This window comes from Abyssisolibacter fermentans, assembly GCF_001559865.1.
Lineage (GTDB): Bacteria > Bacillota > Clostridia > Tissierellales > MCWD3 > Abyssisolibacter > Abyssisolibacter fermentans.
Genome location: NZ_LOHE01000039.1, coordinates 91,753 through 104,539, shown reverse-complemented (window position 1 = coordinate 104,539; position 12,787 = coordinate 91,753). Strand labels below are relative to the sequence as shown.

15 protein-coding genes and 1 pseudogene are annotated in these 12,787 nt (G+C 29.8%); 15 read left to right on the top strand and 1 reads right to left on the bottom strand.

Annotated features, from left to right (window positions below; genetic code table 11):
- Positions 1-136 (bottom strand): annotated as a pseudogene (locus AYC61_RS06280) (IS21 family transposase); the annotation flags it as partial.
- Between the two features lie 155 nt (positions 137-291).
- On the opposite strand from AYC61_RS06280, the gene AYC61_RS06275 reads away from it, so the two are divergent.
- From AYC61_RS06275 to AYC61_RS06215, 15 genes are all read left to right on the top strand, one after another.
- Positions 292-798 (top strand): SMI1/KNR4 family protein, encoded by a 507-nt coding sequence (locus AYC61_RS06275; RefSeq protein ID WP_066498291.1) that lies wholly within the window; start codon positions 292-294, stop codon positions 796-798.
- A 334-nt stretch (positions 799-1,132) separates the two neighbouring features.
- Positions 1,133-2,185, top strand: coding sequence for a DUF5104 domain-containing protein (locus AYC61_RS06270; protein ID WP_162265422.1), 1,053 nt, complete (start codon positions 1,133-1,135; stop codon positions 2,183-2,185).
- Between the two features lie 234 nt (positions 2,186-2,419).
- A complete protein-coding gene (locus tag AYC61_RS21110) occupies positions 2,420-2,557 on the top strand; it encodes a hypothetical protein (RefSeq protein ID WP_156456370.1) in 138 nt (45 codons plus the stop codon).
- A gap of 60 nt (positions 2,558-2,617) precedes the next feature.
- Positions 2,618-3,895 carry an alpha/beta fold hydrolase gene (locus AYC61_RS06265; protein WP_066498287.1) on the top strand — a complete coding sequence of 426 codons (1,278 nt, stop codon included), beginning with the start codon at positions 2,618-2,620 and terminating at the stop codon, positions 3,893-3,895.
- Between the two features lie 309 nt (positions 3,896-4,204).
- Entirely contained in the window at positions 4,205-4,978 is a 774-nt protein-coding gene (locus AYC61_RS06260; RefSeq protein ID WP_066498286.1) for a GNAT family N-acetyltransferase, read from the top strand.
- A 354-nt stretch (positions 4,979-5,332) separates the two neighbouring features.
- Positions 5,333-6,157: a GNAT family N-acetyltransferase gene (locus AYC61_RS06255; protein ID WP_066498284.1), complete on the top strand. Its 825-nt coding sequence runs from the start codon at positions 5,333-5,335 to the stop codon at positions 6,155-6,157.
- A 496-nt stretch (positions 6,158-6,653) separates the two neighbouring features.
- Positions 6,654-7,172 (top strand): methyltransferase family protein, encoded by a 519-nt coding sequence (locus tag AYC61_RS06250; RefSeq protein WP_066498283.1) that lies wholly within the window; start codon positions 6,654-6,656, stop codon positions 7,170-7,172.
- Between the two features lie 131 nt (positions 7,173-7,303).
- The gene (locus AYC61_RS20625; RefSeq protein WP_082759822.1) at positions 7,304-7,444 is read left to right on the top strand and encodes a tyrosine-type recombinase/integrase; all 141 of its coding nucleotides are present in this window, start codon (positions 7,304-7,306) and stop codon (positions 7,442-7,444) included.
- A gap of 165 nt (positions 7,445-7,609) precedes the next feature.
- On the top strand, positions 7,610-7,948 hold the full coding sequence (locus tag AYC61_RS06245; protein ID WP_066498282.1) for a hypothetical protein: 339 nt from the start codon (positions 7,610-7,612) through the stop codon (positions 7,946-7,948).
- A gap of 73 nt (positions 7,949-8,021) precedes the next feature.
- A complete protein-coding gene (locus AYC61_RS06240) occupies positions 8,022-8,612 on the top strand; it encodes a hypothetical protein (RefSeq protein WP_066498279.1) in 591 nt (196 codons plus the stop codon).
- Positions 8,613-9,021: 409 nt separating this feature from the next.
- Complete coding sequence (locus AYC61_RS06235) at positions 9,022-9,570, top strand: hypothetical protein (RefSeq protein WP_066498276.1); 549 nt, start codon at positions 9,022-9,024, stop codon at positions 9,568-9,570.
- 266 nt (positions 9,571-9,836) lie between these two features.
- Positions 9,837-10,064: a hypothetical protein gene (locus AYC61_RS06230; RefSeq protein WP_066498275.1), complete on the top strand. Its 228-nt coding sequence runs from the start codon at positions 9,837-9,839 to the stop codon at positions 10,062-10,064.
- 34 nt (positions 10,065-10,098) lie between these two features.
- Positions 10,099-10,584, top strand: a complete 486-nt coding sequence (locus AYC61_RS06225) for a hypothetical protein (protein WP_066498273.1) — start codon at positions 10,099-10,101, stop codon at positions 10,582-10,584.
- 334 nt (positions 10,585-10,918) lie between these two features.
- Positions 10,919-11,872, top strand: a complete 954-nt coding sequence (locus AYC61_RS06220) for an alpha/beta hydrolase (protein WP_066498271.1) — start codon at positions 10,919-10,921, stop codon at positions 11,870-11,872.
- Positions 11,873-11,899: 27 nt separating this feature from the next.
- The gene (locus tag AYC61_RS06215) at positions 11,900-12,334 is read left to right on the top strand and encodes a hypothetical protein (RefSeq protein ID WP_082759821.1); all 435 of its coding nucleotides are present in this window, start codon (positions 11,900-11,902) and stop codon (positions 12,332-12,334) included.
- The last annotated feature ends 453 nt before the right edge of the window (positions 12,335-12,787 follow it).

Here is a 12,787-nt window from a genome sequence, read left to right as displayed (position 1 = left end):
GATCAACACCAAGTTCTCTAGCTATTTGGCTTTTATTTACTTTCAAATTATTTTCCTCCATAAGTGGTTTTAGTTTATGAAGATCTTCTAACTTATTTATTTTTATTTCGGAATGAACATCTACATGTATAATCATAATTACCTCCAAATTAAATATGGGTAATTATACTATACGTATACTTAATTTGTACATTCTTAAATGATCACTTTCTTACATTCTTATTGTATCATTTATAGGCAATATTCAGAGCTATGTTATTTTATGAAAGATTAGGGTTGGTGGTGAGATGAATGACAAGTTGGGATAATTTGTTGAATGAAGTAAAGAAAAGATTTGTAAGTAGTAAAGAGTTGAATAAGACCTGTGAGCATAATTATATTTTAGAAGTTGAAAATTCACTAAATTTATCATTACCCAGAGAATTAAAAAATATATATTTGAGTAGTAACGGACAAATGGGAAATGAAGAGGGAATTTTTGAGATCGATTCTAGCTATGGAAAACCTTCAAGAATTAGATTTCTTACATTAGACGATGTGGTTTGTTTATATAATAAATTAAGTACTGATGAGATGTATAGCAGTATATTTAATAATAATTTTTTACCTATTGCAGTAAATAATATTGAATCTCCGATTGATGTGCTTTGTTATGACCTTAAATCAGGAGAGATGATTTTATTATGGCTACTAGTGTGGGATTTGTTTAATCCAGTTGAATGGCAGATTGAAAAGAAGAAAATAGCTGATAATTTGAGTGATTTTTTGAAGAGGCAATTAGATTTATATTGTACTTGATTAACAGGAGTATAGAGGCATATTCCGCTCTGTACATAGCCTAATAATATATTTCCGTACGCTACGCACATTCCTTCATCGGGTGTAAGCACTGCCAAGGCGGTATTTCTTTGAGGACCGATTCAGGAACGTCGTAAACACGAAACGTTATATGACATTACATACTAGTATAGATTCATAAACTGAGCTATATGGAGGGAGCTAAAAAAGCTTAAATACATGATATAATAAAAAGAAAACCAAGAAAAAATTATTTATATAGTCTTAATGAAAGGAAATAATATAGATGATAAAAAAATTCACTTGCTTTTTTTTAGTTATTATTTTGCTTATAATGAGTTTAACAGGTTGTTCGCGAACTGATTTATTAAATTTAGTAGCTGCTCGAGATAGTAGATACAATCAACAAATGGTAGATGATTTATTTTTAGCACTTGATAATAATCATAAAGAAGATTTAAAGAGCCTTTTTGCGATTAGTGTTATTGATAGTAATGAAAATCTTGACGCACAAATTGATGAACTTATGGAATTTTACAAAGGTCCGAAAGAAAGTGATGAAGGTGTAAGACTTATAAGCACTTCAGAGCACATGGGACCTGGAGAAGATCGATTAGAAATATATAACAGTTTTACTGTTACAGCTGGGGGAATAAAATATCATGTTTCTATGAAAATGATTGCTATAAACGAGGAAAACAGAGATGAAGAAGGACTTCGTATGTTAGAATTTGCAACTGAAGAAGCTTATGAAAGCAAATATTTCTCTTGGCATTTTATTGATGATGACATACATGGAGTCTATGTTAAAACTTCACCTGAAAAACGAAATGATGTAATGGTGGTTGAAAAAAGGAAAGTAAAATATACACCTGTTAACAGGACCTTAACCGAAACCGATTTTTTAAAATATGTAAAAAACAATGATAGCTTTAGTGGTTTGATAAGCACAATTGGGGAAGCAAATGCTGATTGGATCAACTTTGGATTTTATTATTTTGAACTCTCTAACAAACTGATTGTTGTATGCAACGTTGAAGATGAAAAAATAAAATATCTATATGTTGCAAATGAGGATGAAGAACTTTATACACTTTGGATTCCAGACGATATGATTAAAGTACATGGAAGTTATAATGCCTATACTTTTGTTGACAGAGAGCTTACAGAAGATGTCTTTTTGTCTTTTGTAAAAACAAGCAGAGATTTAAAAGAACTGCATGATAAAATTGGTCCACCAACAGTAGATACAAGTTTTTATTCGTATTATCAATTACCTGATGGTAGTTTTATCGGTTGCCACCATGCAGGATACAAAGTAAAGGAAATTTTTATTGCAGACTCCGAAAAAAGACTTAATACAATATGGAAATACGAAGATAAGTAGTTTAAATTACTTGTAAATATCATTTTTTCTGATGGCTATTGGCAAGCTTTCGTATGTAGCGTCATATAACAATATATTTCCGTTCGCTATGCACATATCTTCACTGGGTATGAGCACCGCCTACGAAGAAGGGCGCTGAGGGTTCAGCTCAGACACATCGGAAATACGAAACTCACACACTAGATTATTAAAAAGAAGAGGTGAAGTTTATGAGTTTATGGGGTTCGTTCTAAATTGAGTTGGATACTATTAATAATAGCGCTAATTGGAGATTTTGTTGTTGCATACATATCACAAGGGACGGTTTCTTTATGTAAACCACCATCAGGGAGTATTACTTTGGGTTTGGTTCAAGGACGTTTTGAATGCTAGACGTTAGTTAAAATAATTATGTCATAGACTAAGTGATAAAAATCAGAGGGGGTTAATTGGATGGAATTTTCAGAGTTTAAAGAAAAAGTAAGGAAGAAGAAATATAATGTGGAATTTGGAATAATAGAATCTAATTTATTTGCAGACGAAGATAAGAAAATTGATGAATTTGGTATTAGAAATAGGGGGCTAAAAATATTTTATTTAATTCGTAAAGGGTTAGATGAAGAGTCTCCATATATAATATTTTTTAATGGGGGTCCAGGCATTGGATTTTCGGAACAGTTTTTTGAACATGATGGATTTAGTGATTTTTTACCAAATTATAATATTATTTTTATGGATCAAAGAGGGACAGGATTTTCTGACAAACCATCTCAAAATTTAAATGAATACAAATATTTCACGTCAAAGTATATTTGTTATGATGCAGAAGAAATTAGAAAGAATCTTTTATGTGAAACTTCTAAATGGGTGGTATTTGGACAAAGTTTCGGTGGACATATAGTAAGAAAATATCTAGAACTATATAGTGAAAGCGCTCTATTAGGAATTTCTCATGGATATGGTGAATGTTCTCCTTTAACTATGAAAATAAACATTGAAAAGGTCTTATTTGGACAAGTTAAAGAGTATTTTGAGGAATATCCAGAAGATAAAAAAGTGTTTATTAAAATAAAAGAAAATTTATTTGAAAGTGATGTTATTGGTAACAATGAACGTTATCTTAAAGGAAAAGATATTATGGATGTTTTTTCATTTTATTTTGGGTTATATACATATAATAAAATACATGAAATAGTTAAAGGCTTTAATGAAATAGATATGAAGAAACAGTTTTTAGGGGAAATCAGGTATCTAGGAAACCTAATTTTAAATTCTGGAGTTTTAAATGCTGTTGTGGCACATATAGATTTGGTAGATGGTCTAACAGATAAAGAATTATATAAAATAACAGAAGAAAATTTGCTTCAAGATGGTGTTAATATTAATGATGAATTATTTTCAACGATACGGCTATCAAAAAATATCGTTAGTAAATCAAAAAATTTTATTGAACTTGATAACCTATTTGAAAGAAAAAACTTTAGTACTGACCCTATTAATCTTGAGATATTGTGTAATAAACTACAAGAAAATGATGTAATGCTATATGTGATTGGAAGTAGAAATGATTCACTTACTCCAGTAAAAGCAATTGAAGAAGAAAAATGTTTAGTTGAAAGTTATAATGTAGATAATTACTATAAATTTATTTTTTCTGAGGGTAATCATAGAGAATGGAAAGAAAATCAAAAGCTTCTTGAAGGATTCATTCGCCAAGCCAAGTTTCGCTAATGCTCATGAACTTCGCAAATCCAAATCCGTTATATGACAGGTGGACATTTATATGAACATCCACTGGGGCAAAGTTTGTAAATCCTTCTAATATTAGTGAAATTAACGAACTTTGGTTCGTGAATGCAAGAGTTAGATAACATATCGCTCTTGGGTAATCCTTTTTGGTATTAGATGAGTAGGGTGTAGCTTATTTATAAGGTAGGTGATTCCATTGGTAAAAGCTATTTAATTGAGGGACAATAATATGGTTGTTTCCTCACATAATATCACATAGAAAAATTAATATACAAACGGAGGAGACATATAATGTTTGAATTAAAGAAACAAGATTTTAATAGAATTATACCATTGATTAAGAATATAAGCCATAGTAGAGCATTATTATTTTCAGTTGTTGAAGGTAACTCGAAAGGTAGAATTTTTGTTGATAATATTGAGACACCCAAAACAGCATTTATTGAGTCTGATTTTTCGTATCTAGTTGGTCATGAAAGTAATATCGATTTTAATAATAGAATTATCAATTATATTTTCGATATTAAAATTCCAAAATCAAAGGATAAGGAATTAATACTATTTTTATGTTCTGATAAGTGGTTGGATATTAAAAGAACACTCAAAGATCATGGTTGTATCACCATTCATAGGAAAACTTTTAACTTTGATGTAGACAAATATAAAGAAGTCAGAAGTAAAAGTAATATAACTACAAACAAATATGATATTACAAAAATCAATATAAAATTAGTTAATAAATATCACAAGTTTAAAGAATTGATAAATTATCCCCTAAGGTTTGGATTTTGTATTGTTAATCAAGAAGAGATAATAAGTGAATGCATCTCTGTTGCGGTAGGAGCAGGTGAGGCAGAAATAGGAATAGCTACAAAAGAGGATTATAGACGTAGAGGATATGCAACTAGTGTTATCTTTCAATTCATTGATTATTGTATTGATAATGATATATTACCTAACTGGTCTTGTTGGCCATTTAGAAAGGAATCCATTAATCTCGCAAAGAAATTAGGATTTAAGGAAAATGTAGAAATACCTGCAATCTATCGGTCACAGAATATGTAGTATTGCACTCACTGGGGGACGGTTGTTTTTGAGTGACGAGTGTGTCAATATAATAATAATTAATAGTGTCTAAGCATGATGATAAGCCATACACACAGGATTGAAAAACATTTTTGCAATACATTTAGTAGAATGAAGAACTGATCTTAGATATATACAGGAACTTCTAGGGCATTCAAGTCCAAAGACTACAGTGTTATATACACATGTTACAAATAATAGTCTTAGAAATATACAAAGCTCATTTGATAAAATGATGAAGTAGGAGGAGTTCTACATCAGGAAGATTTCACGAAACAAAGTTCGTAAATCCTTCTAATATTAGTGGTATTCACGATTAAATGGAGGAATAGAATGAAGTACATTGAAGATAAAGATTATAAGTATCATGATATTCTTGGTAAACATTTAAGAAGTTATAATTTAAAATATACAGGAAATAGAGAATTTTCAAGTGAATATTTTTATGCTATAAAAGATAATGTACTCGTTGGTGCCATATATACAAACTTATTTTGGGATTGGGTAAATATTGATAGCTTATTTTATAAAGATAAAGAAGCTTTAAAAAAACTTATTTCAGAAATAAAGCTTTTTTATTTAAACAGGGCTGTAGGAATAAAATTTATTACAGAAGTTGAATCAGATTTTCAAAATTTTAAGAAGCTTGGATTTGAGCTAGTTGGAAAAATGGAAGGTACTCCAAAAACCCCAAGAAGTTTTCATATGAGAAATGTAAATTTTGAAGTAGAAAATAATAATCAGAAAGATATTATTTATGCTACAGAAAAAATAAATTATTATGATTCCATAGTACAAGAGCAAATAGATAAATTTAATAAAGAAAACAATATAAATAATTTACAAGAAAAAGATATGATTTTTGTAGCAATAGAAGATAGTGATTTTGCTGGAGGTATACAAATTAACATAACTGAAGATTCAATGTACATAAATAGACTTGTTGTTAATGAAGTATATAGAGGAAATCGAATTGGTACTAAGTTGATGAATATTATCGAAGAAAAAGCAAAGTCTCTAGGTGTTTATAGTATAAGTACAGGAACTGTAGAATTTCAAGCAAAAGAATTTTACGAAAAGCAAGGATATGAAGTAGTTATGATAAAAGAAAATGATCCAAAAGGATTTGATTCATATAAACTGACTAAGAAATTGTAAAATTATTAAAATATCAATGTGATAAAAACAAACGTTTTAATCAGCATGTTAATATGGTTTTAATGACAGCGTATAACCCTGTATTTGCACAAGGACGCTCTGGGGCATGAGAAGCCTCGGATAGTGAGCGCCACATCTTCTCGCTAACCGAGTCAGTCGACGCATTAGGCGTTCGCACGCTTACAGCCATGAGTGACTCCTTGTAAAGCTCTAAGACGTCGCAAACAAGAACCGTTATATGACATTGACTTATTCATATCAGGGTATTCCTTTGAGGTAAAAAAATATGCACACTTGATTAATATTACGCAGTTAATAAGAAATAACCGTACATTAAAAACTGAATAAGTAAAAATAATATTTCTTAAAAAATGTGATATATACTATAATATATTAAAGAGAGATGTTACTGACATGAGCGTGAACATCGACAATACCAAACATTATACTTAATAGCAATTTAAGCAAATATTAAATGTAATGGAGGAGATTTAATTTGAATGGTTTTATATTAGTACTACCTATAATATTTATACGTTATGGTTTACTAAGTTTTCTGAGTAAAGAGGTAGCCAGACGTGCTGCATTTTTTCCACCAACAGAAGGCAAAGAAAAGGTAGCTTATTGGATTTATCAAATAACAACGTTGTCTCTCATGATAAGTTTAGTTTTTTTGAAAATTAAACTTATTGATATTTTAAATTACATAGGATTAGGAATATATATTTTAGGCATGATTTTATATATTATATCAATTGTACAATTCGCTAAACCAAATCAAAATGGATTAAATATAAACGGATTATACAAAATTTCCCGCAATCCTATGTATGTAGCTTTCTTTTTGTATTTTCTAGGTTGTAGTATGTTAACGGGTTCATGGCTATTATTGGTTATACTTATTATATTTCAAATTTCTGTACATTATCTTATTTTATCTGAAGAACGATGGTGTATAAAAGAATTTGAAGAAGAGTATAAAAACTATATGAATCGAGTAAGACGCTATATATAATGCATAAGCTACTACATATAACAATATACTGCCGCACCCACTGGGAACGCTTCTTTTTGGGTGACGTGTGCGTCAATATAATGATAATTAATAGTGTCTAAGCATGATGATAAGCTATAAACGGAATTTAAATACATTTTGCAACACATTTACTGGAAGGAGAGACTAATCTTAGATACATACAGGAACTTCTAGGACATTCAAGTCCAAAAACTACAAAGATATGTACACATGTTACAAAAATAGTCTTTGAAATATACAAAGTCCATTGATAAAATGATGAAATAGGTGGAGTTCTACTACAGGAAGATTTCACGAACCAAAGTTCGGATAGGGGTGGCAAAGTTCTGATATATGTATTAAGTAAAATCAATGGGTATAGCCAAAGATTGTGCTTAAATCTTTGACAAAACCATCGTATCGTAAGGAGGTGCTCTATGAAAAAAAATCAAATTTTTTTATTGTTAACTATTATTATTTTATTTACAGGGGTTCTTTACATGGTATTTATTAATCAAGAGGTTAATGAGAAACATTATTCGTTGGAAGACCTTCAAACTATGTCAGATAAAGAGTTGTACCAACTATTTGTTGATTATGGTATGAGGGTTCATGAAGATTTTAAAGAAAATTTTTCAGAAGAAGAACGTGTTGATATCTTCAAAAAACAATTTGACCATATCATTGAAAAAGGACATCCTCGTGTCTTAAGTTTCACTGGACATAAGCACATGGGTGAAGATATTCAGCGAATTTATAATGAAATTATACAATAATATACCCACTGGGGACTGGTATTAAACTATTAACTATTTTAAAGGTAAATCAGGTGACAAAAAGGAGATTATTATGAAATTAAATGAATTAATAAAAAATTTTAGTATTAAAGATGAAAAAGATTTATTTAATTTTTTTAAAGAAAATAAATTTGAATGGGGTATGGTTATTGATGGCAAAAAAGAAAACAATATAGGACCCAAGACTTATTCAAAACATTGGACTTTGATAGATCCAGAAAAAATTATTGAAGATAAAATAGCTATATGTTGGGATTATGCAAATTTAGAAAAGAGTATATTTGATAAATTGGGGTTAAGAAGTAATATTTATTACTTAGTTTTTGATGATGATATAGAGAATAACCCTTCACATTGTTTTACCATACTTGAAAGAGAAAATAATGTAGTTCTATTTGAATATTCATTTAGGCAAAATGCCAATATATATGTAGAAAAACATATTGAAGATATATTTAAAATGATAATAAATTGGTGCTATAATAATTTTGATTATCTAAGAGATAAAGATGTTACTGTTTATAAATTTACGGATATTTTTCAAAAAGACATTGATGCAAAAGAACTATTAAATTTGGCAAAAAATCAGGAAATCGTATTTGTAAAAAGCTTTAATGACAGAAATAATTTAAACACCTACTAGGGACAGTCCTTTTTGGGTGACGCGTGTGTCAATATAATGATAATTAATAGTATCCAAGCATGATGATAACTCATACACTGGATTTAAAAACATTTTTGCAACACATTTAGTAGAATGAAGAACTGATCTTAGATACATACAGAAATTTCTAGGGCATTTAAGTCCAAAGACTACGCAGATATATACACATGTTATAAGAAATAGTCTTAGAAATATACAAAGTCCGTTGGATAAAATGATGAATTAGGTGGAGTTCTACTATAGGTAGATTTCACGAACTTTGTTTCGCGAAAGCAAGAGTTAGTTGAAATTGTTATATATCGAAGATGATAATTGTATTATCGTGGTATTCCACATAAAAGGTTTATAGTTGTATTTGGATAGCAAAACAATTTAAGGAGGATAAAAAATGGGTTCTAAACTAGTTAAATTTGATATACTAACTTTTGCAAAAGCAAGAGTAATAGGAAAGAAAGTTGTTCAAAAATTAGATATAGGGATTGATGATAGTACTATACAAGATTTGTGGGCAGGTATGACTGATGATGGTAGCCTAGACTTCTTATTTACTTTACCTGAACGATCTACGAAAACTCCTGATAGAGTAGGATGGATGGGCGATTTTAAACCAGGAGATGAAGAATATACTTACCTTGCAGGTGTATTGGTAAATCACAACACTCCTGTCCCAGAAGGATATGAATATAGGGATATTGCAAATTGTGAAATGGCTATTGGGTGGATACAAAGAACTGAAGATGACAATGGTGGAGATATACACGTAAACGCTTCTGAACATATTTCAAAAGCTATACAAGAGAATGGATATGAATATGACAGTACACATGGTTTTTTTGAGATGGAATACTATTCTTATGAGAGATTTAATGTTCCTGAAGAAAGAGGGGGAAATGTAATCTTAGATTTTTATACACCATGTAAAAAGCAGATTAAATAAGATAATTCGAATTCATACTGGTCTCTTTGGGCGGATATTTAACCAAAAGGTTCCTGAATATATGGTAATACATTTTCGGCTAAATAGTCACAACATCAGCTAACAATGTATTTCCGTTCGTTGGGAGGAAATATGGAACCGTTATATGACATGTTTACAATCTTTTGAGATTTAAAAGATTTATAAGCCATATTTAGTTGGCTATGTAGAGAAAGATTTGAGAAGTTATTCATCTATAGGTAGTGAGAGGAGATGTTAAGTGCATAATGAATTATAAGGACTACGAAAGGAAAAAAGCAGGAAATTATTTAAGTGTGGGGATTTTTGGAAAACAATTTGCCTTTGAAATCTTAACTGGATTTTGTGATACCCCAGAGTACTATCCAATTTCAAAAGAGGAATATGATTCATTTGATGAATGGAAAGAGGATGTAAGTAAAATGCCTGAAATAAAAAATAGAAAAATATTATGTAGTGGTTATAGAGTTTTGTAAAGATATTGTTTTTTTACGAAAAGGGGATAAGTTTATGAAGTTAAAGCCAAAATATGCTGAGGATATAATCGTATTGGTTAAGTATAATAATAAATATAGTTGGTACATAACGGATAAAGAAGTATGGTTTTTGGATTTGAGAAAACTTGTACTAGCTTATATTAGTAAAGGATATGCAGTTCCGAATGAAGAAGATTTTTCTGATCGTTTTAACATAGATATAGTAAATGAAAGCAATGCAGATGAGTTTTTACTTAAGTTGGATGATAATAAAATAACAACTGAGTTATTAAGAAAACAGGTGGAAAACATAGGGGAGAATGAGTTAATTAACTATATACCATCTCTATATATTGATTTTGATATGAAATTGCTGTTATCATATTTTCCAGAACCAGTATCATATGAAAATTATATTCCAGATAATTGGACTGGTAGGTACGAGAATTTTTTGAATATGATTGATGAAAAGTATAGATTTTGGGTTGTAGATGGCGTGAATATTTTTAATAAAGTATGACTTGACTGTTTATTATCTAAAAGATGTCATACCCACTGAGGACGGTTCTTTTTGGGTGATACGTATGTCAATATAATAATAATTAATAGTGTCCAAGCATGATACATACAGGAATTTTTAGGGCATTCAAGTCCAAAGACTACGCAGATATAATACACATGCTACATGAAATAGTCTTAGAAATATACAAAGTCCATTGGATAAAATGATGAAGTAGGTGGAGTTCTTAAGTATTGTTCAATGGATCAGGAACGTTAGGAACACGAATAAATTATACAAGTTAAGCACTAGAGGATTAAAATCCAGATTATTTATTTAACTCAAGGGGGAAGCGATGAGACATAAAAAAATTATTAAGAAAGGTTCTATGGTACTTGTGGTATTTTTAATGATTTCAATATTGATTGGTATTTTATTAGCGTACATTCCTTCAAGAATGACTAAAAAGCATACCAATGAAATAGTAGAATTATTTTTAAATGATATGAATTATGATTTATTAGATTTTAATAATAAATATGGTAATAAAATAAGAGATATTGAACTTTCATCCAGATATGGGCATAAAATACCTGTCAAATATATTTTTAGTGATAATTCTTTTGACAATTCTACAATAGTTTTAGTGCATTGGCATGAAACGAATCATACTGCAATGATTCCACTGGCAGAAATGTTCTTGGCGAATGGGTATAATGTTGTTCTTTATGATCAGAGGGCTCATGGAGAGAATACTGCTAAAACAGTTACATTTGGATATTATGAAAAAGATGATCTAGAAGATGTAATTGAATATATTGAAAGTCAAATGTCAAAAGAAAATATAATAGGTGTATTAGGACAATCTATGGGGGCTGCTACTATTGGTTATTATTTAGGTAGTTTTCATGCTTCACAGCATCTTGATTTTGCAATTATGGATAGTTCTTTCGGTAGTATGTATTCAGAAATAAAGTGGAATATTGAAATGGGGACAAAAGTTCAACTTCCTACAACATATTTTTTAAAGTTGGGTAGTATGGCAAACCTCATATTATTTGGGTATACATATGAGGAAGTTAGTATTTTGGAGGCTATGAAAAATAATATGGTACCCACTCTGATATTACACAGTAAAACGGATATGGTATGCCCTTATTATATGGGGAAAGATTTACATAATGCTATACCACATAATGAAAAAAGAATGATTACATTTGAGAATTCTAACCATGTTGAAGCTTTTTTTAATGAATCTGAGAGATATAAAGAAGAAGTGTTGGATTTTATATCTTATTATACTGAATAATAATTAGACAAAAAGGAGTAAGATAAAATGAATGAATTCATGAAAGAATGGTTTAGTTGGTTTGAGGAAGGGATTGAATTATTAGATGAAGCGCAAGTATCTGTGTTTTTTTCTAAATGTGCTGAAAACTGTGTTAATCGAGGTGTTTTAGGTATGTATAGAGAATTTTACTCAGAATGTGGAAATGACCTTGATATTTTTTTTGAAAGTCTGTCTGATAAAAATTATGGAAGTGGTTATGTTATTGAACCACAAAATACGTATGAACTGGTGTTTTCAGAGTGTACATGTGAATTAAATAAGCTTGGATATGTTAGCTCAGACTGTATTTGTGAATGTTCACGCCAAAGTATATTACATATTATGCAATCATTAAAAAATGACGCAGTTTTTGAGGTAGATAAGTTATCAACTATATTGGGTGGTAATAGTGAGTGTAGATTTCGAATTAAAATAAAGTAACCTGGTGTAGTTGTTGGAGAAGAGTCTAAACACCCACTAGGGGCGGTTCTTTTTGGGTGACGTGTATGCCTATATAATGATAATTAATAGTGTTTAAGAATAATGATAAGCCATATACAGGACTTATAGACACTTTTGTAGCACATTTACTAGAAGAATATGCTAATCTTAGATAGATGCAAGATTTTCTAGGGCATTAAGTCCAAAAACTAAGGAGATATATCACATGTTACAAAAAATAGTCTTGAAAATATAAAAATCTATTTGACAAAATGATGAGGTAGGAGGAGTTCTACTATAGGAAAGTTTCACGAACCAAAGTTCGTAAATTCTTCTAATAGTATTCACGAACTTTGTGGATGTAAGAGTTATTGGAAATGATGATATCGGGGCTATTTATTTAAGTATTGTTTAATGAAGAGTAAAAAGTTATGTAATTGCATAATATTACCA

Bases quoted from the DNA above. Each gene is read 5' to 3' on its own strand.
- AYC61_RS06275 (WP_066498291.1), top strand. From the start codon at position 292: ATGACAAGTTGGGATAATTTGTTGAATGAAGTAAAGAAAAGATTTGTA.
- AYC61_RS06270 (WP_162265422.1), top strand. From the start codon at position 1,133: ATGAGTTTAACAGGTTGTTCGCGAACTGATTTATTAAATTTAGTAGCT.
- AYC61_RS06265 (WP_066498287.1), top strand. From the start codon at position 2,618: ATGGAATTTTCAGAGTTTAAAGAAAAAGTAAGGAAGAAGAAATATAAT.
- AYC61_RS06260 (WP_066498286.1), top strand. From the start codon at position 4,205: ATGTTTGAATTAAAGAAACAAGATTTTAATAGAATTATACCATTGATT.
- AYC61_RS06255 (WP_066498284.1), top strand. From the start codon at position 5,333: ATGAAGTACATTGAAGATAAAGATTATAAGTATCATGATATTCTTGGT.
- AYC61_RS06245 (WP_066498282.1), top strand. From the start codon at position 7,610: ATGAAAAAAAATCAAATTTTTTTATTGTTAACTATTATTATTTTATTT.
- AYC61_RS06240 (WP_066498279.1), top strand. From the start codon at position 8,022: ATGAAATTAAATGAATTAATAAAAAATTTTAGTATTAAAGATGAAAAA.
- AYC61_RS06235 (WP_066498276.1), top strand. From the start codon at position 9,022: ATGGGTTCTAAACTAGTTAAATTTGATATACTAACTTTTGCAAAAGCA.
- AYC61_RS06230 (WP_066498275.1), top strand. From the start codon at position 9,837: ATGAATTATAAGGACTACGAAAGGAAAAAAGCAGGAAATTATTTAAGT.
- AYC61_RS06225 (WP_066498273.1), top strand. From the start codon at position 10,099: ATGAAGTTAAAGCCAAAATATGCTGAGGATATAATCGTATTGGTTAAG.
- AYC61_RS06220 (WP_066498271.1), top strand. From the start codon at position 10,919: ATGAGACATAAAAAAATTATTAAGAAAGGTTCTATGGTACTTGTGGTA.
- AYC61_RS06215 (WP_082759821.1), top strand. From the start codon at position 11,900: ATGAATGAATTCATGAAAGAATGGTTTAGTTGGTTTGAGGAAGGGATT.